This window comes from Lysobacter sp. SCRH-1R, from assembly GCF_057747855.1.
Genome location: NZ_CM173227.1, coordinates 1018305 through 1034719, shown reverse-complemented (window position 1 = coordinate 1034719; position 16415 = coordinate 1018305). Strand labels below are relative to the sequence as shown.

The 16415-nt window shown below is 69.4% G+C and carries 17 protein-coding genes; 7 read left to right on the top strand and 10 right to left on the bottom strand.

All coding sequences use genetic code 11. The features are described 5' to 3' along the window. Positions 1 to 45: 45 nt before the first annotated feature. On the bottom strand, positions 46 to 525 hold the full coding sequence (locus AC3ANK_RS04790) for an FKBP-type peptidyl-prolyl cis-trans isomerase (RefSeq protein ID WP_484172252.1): 480 nt from the start codon (positions 523 to 525) through the stop codon (positions 46 to 48). Positions 526 to 650: 125 nt separating this feature from the next. Between AC3ANK_RS04790 and AC3ANK_RS04785 the strand changes: the two genes are divergently transcribed. Together AC3ANK_RS04785 and AC3ANK_RS04780 are read left to right on the top strand one after the other, a co-directional pair. Next, positions 651 to 1172: a C40 family peptidase gene (locus AC3ANK_RS04785; RefSeq protein ID WP_484172842.1), complete on the top strand. Its 522-nt coding sequence runs from the start codon at positions 651 to 653 to the stop codon at positions 1170 to 1172. A gap of 224 nt (positions 1173 to 1396) precedes the next feature. Then, positions 1397 to 1987: a C40 family peptidase gene (locus tag AC3ANK_RS04780; protein ID WP_484172841.1), complete on the top strand. Its 591-nt coding sequence runs from the start codon at positions 1397 to 1399 to the stop codon at positions 1985 to 1987. Between the two features lie 151 nt (positions 1988 to 2138). Here the strand turns inward: AC3ANK_RS04780 and AC3ANK_RS04775 are convergent, their stop codons facing one another. Then, on the bottom strand, positions 2139 to 2639 hold the full coding sequence (locus tag AC3ANK_RS04775; RefSeq protein ID WP_206859735.1) for an acyl-CoA thioesterase: 501 nt from the start codon (positions 2637 to 2639) through the stop codon (positions 2139 to 2141). Then, positions 2636 to 3247, bottom strand: coding sequence for an NADPH-dependent FMN reductase (locus tag AC3ANK_RS04770; RefSeq protein WP_484172251.1), 612 nt, complete (start codon positions 3245 to 3247; stop codon positions 2636 to 2638). Before AC3ANK_RS04770 ends, AC3ANK_RS04775 begins: the two co-directional genes overlap by 4 nt. Before the next feature lie 134 nt (positions 3248 to 3381). Here AC3ANK_RS04770 and AC3ANK_RS04765 point away from each other — a divergent pair, with 134 nt between their 5' ends. From AC3ANK_RS04765 to AC3ANK_RS04755, 3 genes are all read left to right on the top strand, one after another. After that, entirely contained in the window at positions 3382 to 3807 is a 426-nt protein-coding gene (locus AC3ANK_RS04765) for a hypothetical protein (RefSeq protein WP_206859737.1), read from the top strand. Between the two features lie 79 nt (positions 3808 to 3886). Next, positions 3887 to 4765 carry a subclass B3 metallo-beta-lactamase gene (gene bla, locus AC3ANK_RS04760; protein WP_206859738.1) on the top strand — a complete coding sequence of 293 codons (879 nt, stop codon included), beginning with the start codon at positions 3887 to 3889 and terminating at the stop codon, positions 4763 to 4765. Then, positions 4765 to 5253: an NUDIX hydrolase gene (locus tag AC3ANK_RS04755; protein WP_484172250.1), complete on the top strand. Its 489-nt coding sequence runs from the start codon at positions 4765 to 4767 to the stop codon at positions 5251 to 5253. The genes bla and AC3ANK_RS04755 overlap by 1 nt, the downstream gene beginning before the upstream one ends. A 3-nt stretch (positions 5254 to 5256) precedes the next feature. Here AC3ANK_RS04755 and AC3ANK_RS04750 read toward each other — a convergent pair whose 3' ends face one another. The 3 genes from AC3ANK_RS04750 to AC3ANK_RS04740 are packed head-to-tail and all read right to left on the bottom strand — an operon-like array spanning position 5257 to position 7554. Further along, the gene (locus AC3ANK_RS04750; protein WP_206859740.1) at positions 5257 to 5802 is read right to left on the bottom strand and encodes a hypothetical protein; all 546 of its coding nucleotides are present in this window, start codon (positions 5800 to 5802) and stop codon (positions 5257 to 5259) included. A gap of 28 nt (positions 5803 to 5830) precedes the next feature. Beyond that, the gene (locus AC3ANK_RS04745) at positions 5831 to 6256 is read right to left on the bottom strand and encodes a GNAT family N-acetyltransferase (protein ID WP_242524978.1); all 426 of its coding nucleotides are present in this window, start codon (positions 6254 to 6256) and stop codon (positions 5831 to 5833) included. Next, positions 6256 to 7554, bottom strand: a complete 1299-nt coding sequence (locus AC3ANK_RS04740; RefSeq protein WP_206859741.1) for a dicarboxylate/amino acid:cation symporter — start codon at positions 7552 to 7554, stop codon at positions 6256 to 6258. Before AC3ANK_RS04740 ends, AC3ANK_RS04745 begins: the two co-directional genes overlap by 1 nt. A 142-nt stretch (positions 7555 to 7696) precedes the next feature. On the opposite strand from AC3ANK_RS04740, the gene AC3ANK_RS04735 reads away from it, so the two are divergent. Further along, complete coding sequence (locus tag AC3ANK_RS04735) at positions 7697 to 9412, top strand: alkaline phosphatase (RefSeq protein ID WP_484172249.1); 1716 nt, start codon at positions 7697 to 7699, stop codon at positions 9410 to 9412. 211 nt (positions 9413 to 9623) lie between these two features. Here AC3ANK_RS04735 and AC3ANK_RS04730 read toward each other — a convergent pair whose 3' ends face one another. The 3 genes from AC3ANK_RS04730 to AC3ANK_RS04720 form a co-directional block, all read right to left on the bottom strand. Further along, a complete protein-coding gene (locus AC3ANK_RS04730; RefSeq protein ID WP_206859743.1) occupies positions 9624 to 10787 on the bottom strand; it encodes a COG3904 family protein in 1164 nt (387 codons plus the stop codon). Positions 10788 to 11054: 267 nt separating this feature from the next. Further along, positions 11055 to 12809 (bottom strand): DUF885 domain-containing protein, encoded by a 1755-nt coding sequence (locus AC3ANK_RS04725; protein WP_484172248.1) that lies wholly within the window; start codon positions 12807 to 12809, stop codon positions 11055 to 11057. 133 nt (positions 12810 to 12942) lie between these two features. Next, positions 12943 to 14607 carry a PQQ-dependent sugar dehydrogenase gene (locus AC3ANK_RS04720; RefSeq protein ID WP_484172247.1) on the bottom strand — a complete coding sequence of 555 codons (1665 nt, stop codon included), beginning with the start codon at positions 14605 to 14607 and terminating at the stop codon, positions 12943 to 12945. Between the two features lie 275 nt (positions 14608 to 14882). Here AC3ANK_RS04720 and AC3ANK_RS04715 point away from each other — a divergent pair, with 275 nt between their 5' ends. Beyond that, a complete protein-coding gene (locus tag AC3ANK_RS04715; protein ID WP_484172246.1) occupies positions 14883 to 15776 on the top strand; it encodes a c-type cytochrome in 894 nt (297 codons plus the stop codon). Positions 15777 to 15855: 79 nt separating this feature from the next. Here AC3ANK_RS04715 and AC3ANK_RS04710 read toward each other — a convergent pair whose 3' ends face one another. Continuing rightward, complete coding sequence (locus tag AC3ANK_RS04710) at positions 15856 to 16374, bottom strand: hypothetical protein (RefSeq protein ID WP_484172245.1); 519 nt, start codon at positions 16372 to 16374, stop codon at positions 15856 to 15858. Between the last annotated feature and the right edge of the window lie 41 nt (positions 16375 to 16415).

Genomic DNA, 16415 nt, shown 5'->3' with positions numbered 1-16415 from the left:
GAAAGGCCCGCTTGCGCGGGCCTTCCGGATCGATCGAAGCGCGGATCAGTGGTGGTGACCGCCGTCGCCGTGCACGTGGCCGTGCTCGATTTCTTCCGGCGTGGCTTCACGCACGTCGACGAGCTCGATGGCGAAGTGCAGGTCCTTGCCGGCCATCGGGTGGTTCAGGTCGACGTCGACCACGCTCATGCCGACCTTCTGGATGGTGACGGCGCGCGGACCGAAGTTGGTCGGCAGCACGGCCTGCATGCCCGGCTCCAGGCGGGCGCCCTTGAAGTGCTTCTTCGGCACGCGCTGGGTCAGGCCTTCGCGACGCTCGCCGTAGGCTTCGGCGGCGGGGACGTCCACTTCGAACTTTTCGCCGGCCTCGCGCCCGTCCATCGCTTTTTCCAGGCCCGGGATGATGTTGCCGTGGCCGATCAGGATCGCCAGCGGATCGCGGCCCTCGGAGGTTTCCAGCGGCTCCTGGCCGGCTTCGGAGACGGTGTAATGGAAACGGACGACGCGGTCTTTCTCGATCTTCATAGGACTGGAACTCGGCTGGTGGCCGCGACGGCGGCGGCGCGGATGCGGCGGCAGGCTTGCCGTCGGCGACATGAACGGCCAAAGTACCGGCCGTGACGAAAGCTCGGCATTATCCCGGCAAGCTCATTCCCGCGCCAGCGCGCGGCCTCCTCCTCTTTCTCGCGATCGGCCTCGCGGCGGCGCTCGCCGGCTGCGGCGGCGGTCGCGAAACCGTGCGCCAAACACCGCCCAAGCAGCGCGCCTGGCCGGTGGTCGAGCCGGCCGATCCGGCGGCGGCGAACGCCGTGCTGATGCGGGCGATCAGCCTGGTCGGCACGCCCTATCGCTACGGCGGCAACACCCCCGAGGGCGGCTTCGACTGCAGCGGGCTGGTCAATTACGTCTACCGCGACATGCTGTCGCTGAGCCTGCCCCGGACCTCGCGCGACCTCGCCGCATACCAGGGCCCCAGGATCGTGCCCGAGCGCCTCGCCGCGGGCGACCTGGTGTTCTTCGGCCAGAGCGGAACCGTGACCCACGTGGGCATCTACGTCGGCGAAGGCCGCTTCGTGCATGCCCCCAGCACCGGCGGGACGGTGCGCCTGGACCACCTCGACGGCAGCTACTGGCGCGACCACTACACCGGGGCCAAACGGATCCTGCGGTGAAGGTCGGGTGAACCCGTTGGCACGATTTGTGACAGGCGGCGAGTTCAGATAACGAAAAACTTACGAAATTCGAACGACATTCGCCGCTCAGGCAGGCATCATCCCCCGCGATTCTTTTGCGTGATGACTGCGTGATGTCCCTTCCGACCATTGGCGCCACCGCCGCCCCGACCTGCCGACACCGGACCTCGATCCGGTTCGCGATCGCCGCCGCGCTGGCCCTGATGGCCGCTCCCGCCTTCGCGCAGCAGATGCCGTCGTCCTCGCTGGCCGGCGATTCCGCCGACGCCCCGGCCCCGGTCGCACGCCACACGCTGACGGAGGCGATGAGCCTGTCCGACCGCGCGCTGCTGCTCGCCACCGACATGAACCGCGTGGTCGCGCCAGCCGCCGCTGCCGCCGATCCGGTGGCGCAGCTGCCGGCCGAGGAGCAGAGCAAGATAAAGACCGTCCTGCAGCGCGCGATGGCCCTGCTGGGCACGCCGTATCGCTGGGGCGGCAGCGATCCGAACAAGGGCTTCGACTGCAGCGGCCTGGTCGGTTACGTGTTCCGCAACGCCCTGGGCATCGAACTGCCGCGCGTCTCGCGCGAGATGGCCAAGACCGGCGAACTGGTCTCCGATCGCGCCAAGCTCAGCGCCGGCGACCTGGTGTTCTTCGGCCGCCGTGGCCGCGTCGACCACGTCGGCATCTACGTCGGCGAAGGCCGCTTCGTCCACGCGCCCAGCCGTGGCAAGGACGTGCAGGTGTCCAGCCTGGAGACGGGCTACTGGAGCCAGAAGTTCATGGAAGCGCGCCGCATCGACGGAATCTGATCCGTCGGCAAGCGCGTGAAGGAAAGGCCGCCGTTGGGCGGCCTTTTTTGTTTGGAGGTGGACCTCGTCCTGGATGGACCGGTGCGGGTTCAAGCGCGGCTGAAGGTCAATCCCCGGTGCGCTTCGCTTGCCCGGGCTACGACAGCGGGGCTCAGGCGCCTTCGTTCACCGCGGCGAGGCGTTCGACGGTCTGCTCGATGCCCTTGCTCAGGTCCATCACCTTGAGCGCGTACTCGGCCAGGCGCTTGTCGTCCTCGTTCACCGGCGTCCACGGCGGTACCGGCGTGGGCTTGCCCTCCACCGCGTCCAGCGCGACGAAGACGATGATGCAGTGCGTGCACAGCCGCTCCTGCTCGGGGCCTTCCATCGGATCACGCGCCTTCACGTCGACGGCGAAGTGCATGCTCGTGGTGCCGGTGTGGACCAGCTTGGTGTGCACGGTCACCAGGTCGGAGATGCGGATCGGCGCGACGAAGCGGATGCCGCCAACGGCGACCGTCACGCTGTAGGTGCCGCTCCAGCCGACCGCAGCCGCGTAGCCGGCCTGGTCGATCCACTTCATCACCATGCCGCCGTGGACCTTGCCGCCGTAGTTCACGTCGGTCGGTTCGGCGAGGAACCGCAGGTTGAGTTCGCGCTGACGCCCGCTCATGCCGTCGCTCCTTTCCGATCGTCCATCCGGTTCATCACGCCCAGGTGGCGCACCACCGCCGCGCCCACGCCGTGCACGCCCGTGCGCAGGCGGTCGTCGTTGAGGACGCCGTAGTCGGTCAGCTTGTCGGCCGCCTGCCCCACCGCGACCTGCTGCGGCACGACCAGCAGGCCGAGTTTCGCAAGCGCGTCGCGCAGCACCAGCAGCGAACGCAATCCGCCCAGCGGGCCGGGCGAGGCGGACACGATGCCCGCCACCTTGTCCTGGAACAGCGTCACGCCGGAACGGCCGGACTCGAGCGGTCGCGAGATCCAGTCCAGCGTGTTCTTCACCAGCGCCGGCATCGAGCCGTTGTACTCGGGCGTGCTGATGAGCAGGCCGTCGTGGTTCGCCATCAGCGCCTGCAGTTCGCGCACGGGCGCGGGCATGCCGTCGGCTTCGATGTCGCCGTCGTAGACCGGCAGCGGGTAATCGCGCAGTTCGATCAGCGTGACCTGCGCACCCGCGGCGCGCGCGCCTTCGGCCAGCACGTGGACCAGGCGCCGGTTGTAGGAGCCCTGGCGCAGGCTGCCGGCGAAAGCGAGCAGGCGGGGCGGTGAATCGGTCATCGCGGGCTCCGTGTGGCATCGATACCAAGGCGTTCGATTATGCGCGGCCGGCGCGCGCTTGCGGCGGCAACGCGCGCGCGCGATCCTCGCCGCACCGCCGGCGCCCGCGCGCCGGCTTCGAGGGAGGCAGCGCGATGGGACGCACGATCCTTGGGATGCTGGTCGGCGTGGTGGTCGCGATCGCGGTGATCGCGGCGGTCGAGGCGCTCGGACATCGCGCGTGGCCGCCGCCGACCGGACTGGATCCCACCGATCCGGCCAACGAAGCCGCCTTCGCCGCGTTCGTCGCGGCGATGCCGTTCGGCGCGAAGCTGCTGGTGCTGATCGCGTGGGTGCTGGGCACCTTCGTCGGCGCGCTGGCGGGCGCGAAGCTCGCGCGGCATCAGACCGCCGCCGCGCTGCTGGTCGCGCTGGTGGTGATGTCCGGCGTGGTGGGCATGATCATGAAGGTGCCGCATCCGACCTGGCTCGCGGTGGCCGGCCTGCTGTTGCCGATTCCGGCGGCGCTGCTCGCGGTGCGGCTGGTGTACCGGCGTTCGACATTGCCGCGCGTGTCCTGACGCGCGCCGCCGCGCCCGGCGTGATCGTCCGCGCGACGCGGGCGCTTACACTGTGCGCTTCCCACGCTTCGACTTCGCCATGCGCCTGCCCACCGCGCTTTGTGTCCTGCTGACCGCGTTGTCCTCCCTGCCGCTGCACGCTGCCGAACCGTTGCTGCCGAAGGCGCGCGCGTACGAATCCCCCGACGCCTGGCGCCGTCCCATCGCGCCGTTCGCGCTGGGCGATCGCAGCTGGTACATCGGCACCGAAGGCCTGAGCGCGGTGCTGGTGAAGACCGATGCCGGCGCGGTGCTGATCGACGGCGGCCTGCCGGAGGCGGCCGACATGCTGCTCGCGCACATGCGCGATCTCGGCGTCGCGCCGTCGGACCTCAAGCTGATCCTGCACAGCCACGCGCACATCGATCACGCCGGCCCGATCGCCGCGATCAGGCGCGCGACCGGCGCGCGGGTCGCGACGAACGCCGAATCGGCCGCACTGCTTGAACGTGGCGGTTTCGACGACCTGCATTTCGGCGACGGCATGCTGTTCCCGCCGGTGCATGCCGATCGCATCGTGATGGATGGCGAGGTGGTCGAACTCGGCGGCGTCGCATTCACCGCGCACTTCACGCCCGGCCACACGCCGGGAAGCCTGAGCTGGACCTGGACCGACGCGAAGGCCGGCAAGCCGCTGCGCATCGCCTACGTCGACAGCCTGAGCGCACCGGGCTACAAACTCGTCGGCAATCCGCGCCAGCCGCGCATCGTCGACGATTACCGCCGCGCGTTCGCCGAAGTGCGCACGCTTCCGTGCGACCTGCTGCTGACGCCGCATCCGGATGCGTCGGGCTGGAAGCTCGGCGAATCGACCACGCCGACGACGCTCACCTGCCGCGCCTACGCCGACCGCGCGCAGGCCGCGTTCGACAGGACGCTGAAGGAACAACAGGCCGCCGCCGGCAAGGGCGCACGCTGATGCCGTACACGCCCATCGTCGCCACGCTCGGCTACGTGCTCTCGCCCGACGGCCGCCAAGTGCTGATGGTCCATCGCAACGCGCGGCCCGACGACCACCAGCTCGGCAAATACAACGGGTTGGGCGGCAAGCTCGAAGCCGACGAGGACGTCGTCGCCGGCATGCGGCGCGAGATCCTGGAGGAAGCCGGCATCGAATGCGAGGCGATGCAGTTGCGCGGCACGATCAGCTGGCCGGGCTTCGGCAAGCACGGCGAGGACTGGCTCGGCTTCGTCTTCGTGGTCACGCGTTATCGGGGCACGCCGCATTCGAGCAATCCGGAAGGCACGCTGGAGTGGGTGCCGATCGAAAAGCTCGACGAACTGCCGATGTGGGAAGGCGACCGCAACTTCCTGCCGCTGGTGTTCGACGACGACCCGCGCGCGTTCCACGGCGTGATGCCGTACCACGACGGGCGCATGGTGTCGTGGTCGTACTCGCGGGTGTGATCGCTACTTCGCCATCCGCACGCTGCCGCGCCCGTCCTTCTGCTCGAACATGAAGCGGTAGGTGAGCGTCACCGCCTCGCGGATCTCCGTGTAACCGCCGCAGCTGCCCACGGTGTCGTCCTTCGTCTTCGCATCGGGGAACACGCAGCGCAGCGCGGGATCGTAGCGCCAGCCGGCGACCGCGCCGCGCACCGCCTCGAAGAACGCCGGGTCCGCGGGTTCCGGGCAATTCGGCGGCGCGATGGCCGGCGCGGACGACAGCACGCCGCCGTCGCGATCCACGCCGACGCGCACGCACACCGCCTGCAGCGGCAGGCGCCGCGCGAGCAGCGTTTCGGGATACGCCGGCATCGGGTTCGCGTCGTCCTCGATCGGCATCAGGAAGGATTCGTTGTCCGCCAGCTCCATGCGCGAGGGCTGGGGAATCAGCGCGCTGATCTCGTTCATGCCGACCTGGCCGGAACGCGTGGCCCCGTCGTTCGCGATGGGCGCCTGCGTCGCGCATCCGGCGAGCAGCAGGGTGGACAGGATCCAGCAGCGGTGACGCATGGGCTTCCTCCGTGAAGGCGCGGCCGGGCTATCCGGCCTGATACTCCATGTTTACCGAAAACGGGGTGGTTTCGACAAAGCCGAATCTGGCGTAAAGGTGCTTCGCGTCGCCATCGGCCACCAGCGAGACCACCGCCGAGGGCGGCGCGTTGGCGCGGAGCCAGCCATCGAGCGCGGTCATGATCCGCTTGCCCAGGCCCTGCCCCTGCAGCGCCGGCGTCACCGCGATGTCGACCACGATGAAGAAGCAGCCGTCGTCGCCGATCACGCGGCCCATGCCGACCACCTGCCCGTCGAGCAGCAGACTCACGCCGTACAGCGTGTTCGGCAGCCCGCGTCGCGCCGCTTCGAGCGTGCGCGGCGCCATGCCGGCCTCCGCGCGCAGGCGGCAGTAGTCCGCAGCGCCCGGGAAACGTTCGACCAGTTCGACCAGTTCGACCCGGGCGGCGTCCATCAGGCGGTGTCCCGCGTCGCGTGGACCTCGGCCTTCTCGCCCGCGGCCACGCCGAGGTTGCTGGATGCGGCTTCGTACACGTCGCGGTCGAGCAGGCCCGATTCCTTCGCCACGATCACCGGCACGACCATCTGGCCCGTCACGTTCGTCATCGTGCGCATCATGTCGAGCACGCGGTCGATCGCGACGAGATAACCGATGCCTTCCAGCGGCAATCCCGCGGCGGAGAGCACCAGCGTCACCATCACGATCGCCGTGCCCGGCACGCCCGCCGTGCCGAAACTGCCGAGCACCGAGGCGATCAGGATCGTCGCGTATTGCCCCGGCTCCAGGTGCAGGCCGAAGTACTGCGCGACGAACATCGACGTCAGCGCGGGATAGATCGCGCCGCAGCCGTCCATCTTGATGCTCGCGCCCAGCGGCACGGCGAACGCCGCGTAGTCCTTGTCGACGCCGAGGTTGTGCGTGACCGAGCGGATCGCCGCCGGCATCGCCGCGAAACTCGACGAGGCGACGAACGCCACCTGCATGCCCGGCGCCGCGCCGCGGAAGAACTTCAGCGGATTGAGCCCGTGCAGCGCGATCAGGCTGCCGTAGACGAACACGATGTGGATCGCGCACGCCAGGTACAGCGCGAACACGAACGTGCCCAGCGGCAGGAGCTTCTCGAAGCCATACGCGCCCACCAGCGAGGCGATCAGGCCGAAGGTGCCCAGCGGCGTCATTTCCAGCACGAAGCGCGTGACCTGCACCATCGTGTCGCTGGCTTCGCCGACCAGCTTGCGCAGGCCGGAGACGCGTTCGCCCAGCTTCACCAGCGCGAAACCGACCAGCCCGGCGAACACGATCACCTGCAGGATCTTGCCTTCGCTCAACGCCTTGAACGGATTGGTCGGAATGACGTCGAGCAGCACGTCCTTCGGCGACGGCACCACGCGCACGGTGTAATCGGCGGCCATGGTCAGGCCGCTCACGCCGTGCCCGGGCTGCAGCAGCCAGCCGATGAGCAGGCCGACGCCGACCGCCAGCGCGGCGGTGATCGCGAACCACACGAACGTGCGTCCGCCGAGCGCCGCGACCGATTTCTGCCCGTGCAGGCTGCCGATGGCGTTCATCACCGCGAAGAAGACCAGCGGCACGGCGATCATCTTGATGAGCGTGACGTAGATCGTGCCCAGCGGCCCGAACCAGGTTTCGGCGGAGTGGCCGAAGGCCCAGCCCGCCAGCGCGCCCAATACGAAGCCCGCCAGCACGCGCTGCCAGAACGGGATTCGCAACCAGGCGGTGACCAGCTTCATCCGGACCTCTTTACCCAAACTGTCGGCTTGGCACGATAGCGGACCCCGAAGGGGGTGACGACCCCGCGAATGCAACGCCGGTGTCCCGTGGCTGCAATAACGCGGCCCATAATTGCGGTTCGCCTTTCCACGACGCCCCTCGATGCACCGACTGTCCCAGATCCGCTTGAAGCACGCCGCCCTCGCCTTCGCCACCACCCTGCTCGCCACCGCCTGCGCCACCGGCGGCACGACGACCGATCCGGCAAAGCCCAACGCAGTGGACGTCGACGTCCCGTCCATCCGCCATCCGGCCGACGAGACCCCGCAGTGGTGGTTCCGCGACGGCGCCGCGCAGGCCGCCCGGCGCGGCGCGATGGGCGGACGCGCGAAGAACGTGATCCTGTTCGTCGGCGACGGCATGAGCCTGACGACCGTCGCCGCCGCGCGCATCCTCGACGGCCAGCGCAAGGGCGGCCCGGGCGAGGAGAATCGCCTGAGCTGGGAAAATTTCCCGGCCACGGCGTTGAGCCGGACCTACAACACCGATTCGCAGACGCCCGACTCGGCCGGCACGATGAGTGCGATGGCCACCGGCGTGAAGACGCGCGCGGGCGTTCTCAGCGTCGCCCAGCAGCCGCGGCGCGGCGACTGCGCCGGCGCGCAGGCCGCGCCGATGCTCACGCTGTGGGAGATCGCGGCCAGCCGCGGCTTCGCCACCGGCGTGGTCACCACCACGCGCGTGACCCACGCGACGCCGGGCGCGACGTTCACCCATTCCGCCGAGCGCAACTGGGAAAACGACACCGAACTGAGCGACCAGGCGCGCGCTGCCGGCTGCGTCGACATCGCGCGCCAGCTGGTGGAAACGCCGTTCGGCCACGGTCCCGACGTGTTGATGGGCGGCGGTCGCAAGAACTTCATGGCGGTGTCCGAACGCGATCCCGAGTACGACGACAAGGTCGGCGAACGCCTCGACGGCCGCGACCTCATCGCGCAGTGGAAACAGCGCCATCCCGGCGGCACCTATGTGTGGAACGCGCAGCAGCTGATCGATGCGCCGTCGAGCGGCCCGCTGCTGGGCCTGTTCGAACCCGACCACATGCAGTTCTCCGCCGATCGTCCGCGCGATGGCGCGGGCGAGCCGACGCTGGCCGAGATGACGCGCGCCGCCATCGCCCGCCTGCGGCAGAACGACAAGGGCTTCGTGCTGCTGGTCGAAGGCGGTCGCATCGACCATGCCCACCACTACGGCAACGCCTACCGCGCGCTCACCGACACCATCGCGCTGAGCGAAGCGGTGCAGGCCGCGGTGGATGCGACCTCGGCGCAGGACACGCTGATCCTGGTCACCGCCGACCACTCGCACACGCTGAGCTTCGTCGGCTATCCCACGCGCGGCAATCCGATCCTGGACAAGGTGCGCGGCAGCAGCGGCGAGGACGGCGGCTTCGGCGAGTACGCGCTCGACCAGCTCGGCCTGCCGTACACCACGCTCAGCTACAGCAATGGCCCCGGTTACGTCGGCGGCGGCGCGCAGCAGCCGGAAGGCCCGAAGCGTTTCCTGCACTCGCCCAGCGGTGTGCAGATCCCGAAGCACGGCCGCCCGGACCTCCGCAACGTCGACACCCAGGACCCCGATTACCTGCAGGAAGCACTGGTGCCCACCGGGAGCGAAACGCACGGCGGCGACGATGTCGGCATCTGGGCGCGCGGTCCGGGCAGCGAAGCGGTGCGCGGCAGCGTCGAACAGAACACGATCTTCCACTTCCTCCTGCAGTCGATGCCCGCGTTGCGCGAGGAGCTGTGCAAGGTCGGCGACTGCGACGACCACGGCGTGCCGGTGGGCTTGCCGGAGCCCGGGAAGTTCCGGGGGTGATGTTGTTGTCGTTGTAGTCCGGTGGCGGGCTCGACTCTCAAACCCGGGTGCGCTTGGCTTACCTGGGTTACGAAGAACATCGCCGTCCGAGAACACCGTCGTCCCGACGGGATCGTCATCCCGGCGAAAGCCGGGATCCAGGCCCGCAACGCACGGGCACTCCGCTGGCAGATAAGCCACCGGCGAGGAAGTGACCGCGCCGCAACACCCCTCAGCTATCCCCGTCCCGCTTCCCCTCGCCCGCCTTCGACACGCTCCGCGCAGCGCCCTTCGGCGGTTCCAGTGCCGCGGTATCCCTGTCGAATTCCGAGAGCGGGCTTTCCGCCGGGCACGCCTTGTCGGGGAAGCCGTAATCCGTGCGCAGCTTCAATCCGCAGTCGTTCAGCGCATCCAGATCGGTGTCCGGCGTCTTGCAGCGCTTGTCGAACGCGCGCACGAACGAATCGCGGCGGCTGACGAAATCCTCGCCGCACTTGCGCATCAGGCGCAGCCGGTCGAGGTCGTCCTGCGCCGGGTTCACGCCGTCCAGGCCGTAGAGCTCCAGTTCCTCGGTCGTGAGCAGGCGCAGGCTGCGGTTCGGCACCGCCATCATCAGGTCGGCCACGGCGGTCGCCGCGCCGTTGCGCTCCAGGTACTCGCGCACGCGGTCGTAGACCACGCGCAGTTCGGCGTTGAGCTGCGCGCGCGTGGTCGCCGTGGAACTCATGCGGATGATGCGGTGGATGCCCACCTGCCCCGCGATCATCCGCGTGTCGCCCGCGCCGAGGATGAACACGCAGGCGCTGTGGCAGATCGCGCCTTCGCGCACCCAGATCGTCCAGCGCGATTCGGCGATGAAATCGCCCACCTGGATCGCGTCCTCGACCTGGCCGCCGGCCGAGTCGATGTCGAGCACGCGCTTGTGGATGTCCAGTTCGTCGGCGACGTCGGTGACGCGCTCCACCAGGGTGCCGAATTCGCCGGTGATCTTGCCCTTGTAGCGAAGGCGCGCCACGCCGGCGTCCTCGCACGGCTTCAGCGCGGCCTCCAGGCCCTCGCGGTCGAACTTCGCCAGCACCTCGCCATCGCCCTGCTGCGCGTAATCGAGCTCGCAACTGATCGACGCCGCGCCGGCGGTCAGCTCGAGTGGCCCATCCCAGCGCTTGCGCGGCTCGGCCACGGGTTCAGGGCGCGCCGCCGCACGCGGTCGCAGGATCCGCTGGCGGGTTTCCGGCTCGACCGGCACCACCTTCACCGGCGCGGTGCTGATCGCGCCGCCGTCCTGCGGGCCGACGTTCTCCTCGATCACCATGCCGTGCGTCACCGGTTCGGACGGACGCTGGCAGGCGATGGTGGCGAGGCAGAGCGACAGCAGGGCGACGGCACGGAGGGACATGCGGGAAAAGACTCGAAGCTGGGGCGGCGTGCGCCTGAACGGGCGTACCGCGAAAGACGAAACCACAGCTTACGGCGTGCGTGCTGACTCTGCGCGGACCGCGCGCGGCGCCGGCCCACGATGCCCGACGAAGCGGGCTCATCGCGCGCATTCATCAATGCCGCACGCGATTCTTTCCGGCGTCGCAGATCGGCGAACCGGTTCCGCACCGGCGCGTGCAGCGCGGGAGCGCCGTTCCCGCGACGCTCCCGCATCCTCGTCACGGCGTCACTTCCCGCTCGATGCGGCCTCGCGTTCCGCGATCCACGCCTGCACGCGCTCGCGCAGGAACGCCAGCGGCACCACGCCGTCGCCGAGCACGCGCTCGTGGAACTGCCTGAGGTCGAAGCGATCGCCCAGCGCCGCTTCCGCTTCCCTGCGCAGCGCGACGATCTCCAGCCCGCCCGAATCGTAGGCCGTGAGCTGTCCCGGCATCGCGGCGATGCGATCGACCATGTCCGCGGAGGTTTCCGGCGGGAACCGGCCGCTCTCGGCCATGAACTTCACCGCCTGCTCGCGCGTCCAGCCGAACACGTGGATGCCCGGATCCACCACCATGCCGCGCGCCGGCCACAGGCGACGGGTGATCCGCGCGTAGGGCGTGGTGTAGATGCCGGCTTCCTCGCTCAGCGCCTCGGAATAGCGCGCCCAGCCCTCGGCATAGGCCGAATTGAACGCCAGCGCCGACAGCGGATGGCGCTTGCCCAGGCCGCGCGCCAGCGCGAGTTGCAGGTGATGCCCCGGCCAGGTTTCGTGCACGAGGGTGATTTCCGCCGCGCCGCGACGATCCGCGTCCGGATGATCCAGGTTGATGCGATACACGCCCGGCTTGCGGTCGTCCGGATCGGGCTCGTAATGCGAGCTCACGCCGGTGCCGCGCTGCTCGGGTTTGAGCGGTTCGACGACGGCCGGCTGCACGGGCATCGTCGCGAAATACTTCGCGCTCTTCGTGCGCGCCGATTCGAGCAGGCCGCGCGAGAACCGCAGCTGATCGTCCGCCGAAGCGAAGCGGTTGTCCGGCGCTTCGTCCACGCGCCTGACGATGGCGTCCAGTTCCGTGGTGCCGAACATCTCCCGGCTCAGCGTCTGCACGTAGGCGAGATTGTCGGCAACGGTGCGCTGCCCCAGTTCGTACACGGCGCGCGGCGAACGGTCGATCGTCGTGTACGACCGCAGCATCGCCTGGTAGCACTGCGCTCCATCGGGCAACGCGGACAGGGCGATCGTCTCGCGCGCCGCGCCCTGGTATTCGTTCACCAGGAAATCGCGATAGCGACGCAGCGCGGGCTGGACCTGCTGCGCGACGACCACCTCGAACGCCTTCGCGAACGCCTCGTCCTTCGCCTTTTCGCCCGGCGCGAAATACGGCGACTTGCGCGGCTCCAGATCGACCATGCCGTCGAGCTGCTTCACCACGCGCGCCACCACCGCCTTGGGCGCGGTGTAGCCGCCCTTGATGCCGGCGCGCAGGTTGGCGATCTCGTGATCGACGTACGCCGGCAGCGTGCGCCAGCGCGCCAGCGCCTGCTGGCGTTCGTCGGCGGTGGCGACGGGCTGGCGGTCGGCCAGATCGGTGAACGCGGTGTGCCAGCCGAACATGTGGTTCACGTTCCACTGCTCGGCGCGACAGATGCGCAGCGCGCGGTTGGTTTCGAGGATCTCGCGCAGCTGCGCGTAGGCGAGCTGCGCGCCGCGATCGTCGAGTTCATCGCGATCCACCGCCTGCAACCGCGTCCACAACGCGTCCTCGCGTTCGTCCAGCCGCGCGTGGTCGGCGGCCGAATTGCGCGGCAGGTAGTCGTGGCGCTTGAGCGGGAGGATCTCGTAATACGCCGGCGTGGGATCGTACTGGAGCGACAGCGCGACCATTTCGTCGGCCATCGCCATGACCTCGTCGTTCGCCATTCCTTCCGCCGCGATGGCGGGCATCGCCACCGCCAGCCCCAACACCGCCGCACTGCCCCAACCGCCTGCCATCCGCATGACCTGCCTCCTGCCGTGGTAAGTCACGCGATGGTAGTGGGTGGCGGGCGCGGGCGGATGTGCCGCACGGTCAGGTCTCTTCGACACGACGTTGCGGGCCTGCCCGCTCGCGAGGGGCGCAATCGTGACCCTGTCAGCGCCGTCGCAGGCTTTCGAGCAGCGCCTCGCGCGCGCGGCGCACCATCTGCTCGCGCGACATCGCGGGCTCCGGTTGCGACGTCGCCGCCGGTGCCGGTTGCGATACCGACAACACGCCGCCCGTGCCCGGCACTGGTTCGATCACGAAGATCTCGCCGTCGAAATCGACGATGTACACGTTGTTCGCCGAGTCCGTGCCGAAGGCGACGACGTTGTCGATCACGCCCGCGTCCGGCGCGAAATCCGCGTTGCGCAGCTGGAAGCGCGAGGACGGAATCGTCGTGCCCTGCTGGATCACGCCGGTCTGGATCGACCACAGGTTCGGCTGCACGAAATCGCCGAACAGGTACTCGCCGCGCAGCGATTCCAGCGGCCCGCGATACACCACGCCGCCGGTGACCGAGTCGCCCTCGCGCGGACCGCTGCCGTGCAGGTATTCGGCGATCGGCGCGGTGAGCCCGGTGGTGGAACCGCCGCGGAACGGCTGCGTGCCTTCCATGATCGGCCAGCCGAAATTGACCCCGGCTTCGCCCGAGCGCGCCAGGTCGATCTCCTCCACCGCGCCCTGCCCCACGTCGCCGATGTACAGGTGGCCGGTGAGCGGATCGAAACTGTTGCGGAACGGATTGCGCAATCCGTACGCCCACACTTCCGGCGCATCCGGCGCGGTGAAGGGATTGCCGTCGGGAATCGCGTAATCGCGCGCGGGATCGCTCGGGAAGTCATCGGTCGCCGGGTCGATGCGCAGCATCTTGCCGAGCAGCGACGCGCGGTCCTGTGCGTTGTTGTCGGGATCGCCTTCGCCGCCGCCATCGCCCACGCCGACGTAGAGCATCCCGTCCGGACCGTAGCCGATCCAGCCGCCGTTGTGGTTGCTGCGCGGGTGCGCGATGCGCAGGATCGTGTCGCCGCTGGCGGCGTCGGCCTGGTCGCGATTGTTCGACAGCGTGTCGTAGCGGCGCAGTTCGATCGTGCCATCGAGCACCGTCAGGTAAACGTAGAAGCGTCCGCTGGTGGCGAAGTCCGGCGCCGTCGCGAAGCCGAGCAGGCCGCGCTCGCCATCGGTGGACACCTGCCCGGTCAGGTCGAGGAAGGGCGTCGCCGCGATCGCACCCGTCGCCGGCGTGAGGATGCGGATGCGCCCGGCGCGTTCGACCACGAACACGCGGCCGGTCGCGTCCGGCACGGGGGCGAGGAAGGTCGGGAAGTCCATGCCCGACACCACGCGCCGCACGCGCAGCTGCGCGCCGGTGACGTCGGTGACGGTGACGCTCAACGGAAGCGTGGCCGTCCTGGCGCCGTCGCTCGCGGTGATCGAGACGAGGTAGACGTTGTCGGCATTGGCGTCGGTGGGCGCCTCGAAATCCGGCGGCGAAAGGAACTGCAGCGCGCCGGCCGCGCTGAGGATGAAGCGCGCCTGGTCCGCGCCGCCGCCCAGCGAATACGACACGGGCCTGCCTTCGGGGTCGTTCGCCGTCGCCGTGTAGAAGACGCCCGCGGTGCCTTCCGGCACGGTCGCCGCGGCGGCCGAGGTGAAGGTCGGCGGATCGTCCGTCGGCGCGCCGGGAATCTGTTCGTTGCCGTCGGATCCCCCACCGCCGCCGCAGGCCGCGAGCATCGCGGCCAGGACGCCGGTCACTGCCAGTCGTGCGAGCTCCATGCGTACGCTCCCGGACCTTCGCGACACGCCGGAGCGGCGCGCCTGCGGGCGGCCGACAGCGTGTCAGAGGCCGGCGTGGCGGTCCGTGAAGGGCTGCGGGATTCACGATTCGGTGATCGGCGGGGCGGCTCCGTTCGTCGGTACGGTCGTGGTCGGGGCGGATGTCTTCCGCTTGCGCCCCGGAAACACGCATTCACCCGGTCTGCCCGGCCCGCGATGTCCTCCCCCGCGTCCGCTTCCCGTATCCGGTGTTCACATCACCGGAGTGCAGGGCAATGCGGCGTGTCGCGAAATGGCTGGGGTGGAGCGTGGTAGTGATTGCGGTGCTGGTGGGCGGCGTGTTCGCCACCGCCTGGGCGCTGAGCGAACGCGCGTTGTCGCGCACCTGGGCCGTGCAGGACCCGCCGATCGCCGACGCGATGGGGTCCGCCTCGCTCGAACACGGCCGCCATCTCTACGCGACGCGTGGCTGCGCCGACTGCCACGGTGCCGACGGCGCGGGAAAGCTGCTGATCGATGCGCCGCACGTGGTGCGCATCGTGCCGAGCAACCTCACGCGCAGCGTTCGCGACGAAGCCTGGACCGACGACCGCCTCGCCGCGGCGATCCGCCATGGCGTGCGTCCCGACGGCACGCCGCTGATGATCATGCCCACCGGCGACTACACCGACATGGACGACCACGACATCGCGTCGGTCCTCGCCTACCTGCGCACGCTGCCGGCGGTGGACGCGGATCCGGGGCTCACGCAGGTGCGTCCGCTCGGGCGCGTGCTCTACATGTTCGGGAAATTCCCGCTGGTGCCGGCCGAACGCGTCGACCACACGCCGCGCGAACGCCGCGCGCCACCGGCGATGGTGAGCGTCGCTTACGGAAAGTACGTGGCGCAGGTGTGCACCGGCTGCCACGGCAACGACTTCGCGGGCGGTTTCGTGCTCGAACCCGGCACGCCGCCGTCGGCCAACCTCACCCCGCATGCGAACGGATTGCAGGCGTGGAATGAAGCCGATTTCATGCGCCTGATGCGCACCGGCCAGCGCCCCGATGGTCGCCATCTGCACCGCATGATGCCGTGGAAGTCCTACAGTGCGATGCAGGAGGTGGAGCTGCGCGCAGTGTGGACGTATCTGCAGTCGCTGCCGCCGGCGGAAGGGAAAACCCGCTCGTGAGGCTCACTGCCGGAACGCGCCCCGGGTGCGGCTTCGCCTTACCCGGGCTACAAAGGCGTGTGTTTCAGGTACCCATGCATCAATCGATGCGATACACCCGCGCCTTCGGCAACTCCTCGACCACCTGGAGGAACCAGCGCCCGGCGATGCCCGGCACGACGACGATCTCGGGCGACTCCAGCGTCGCGGGCAGTTTCAGCGCGCCCTTGAGCACCTTCCAGCGCTGCCCGTTTTCCAGTTCGAACACGGTGCCGGGTTCCCATCCGCTCACGGAACCCTTCAGCCGGCTCTCGATGGGCTTGTCGCTGAAGCCGATGAGCGTGGTCTCGTCGCGGCCGTCATCGTCGCCACGCGCGGCGCCGGCGTCGTTCGCCACCGAAGGCACCGACGCATTCGCAACCGCCGAAGCCCCCTGCCGCTCGTGCGCCTCGCGCAGCATGCGATCGAGCTGTTCGATCTGCTCGCGGGTGAGCCCCACCGATCGCAGCTGCTCCGGCGTCAATCGCTCCTCGATGCCGACGTAGGACGACTGCGCGAACGCGCCCGGCGACAGCGTCGCGAAGGCCAGCGCCAGGGCGGACAGGAGCGTGAACTTCATCGGCGGATCCCGGGCTTCGATCGCGCCACGATGCTGCAATT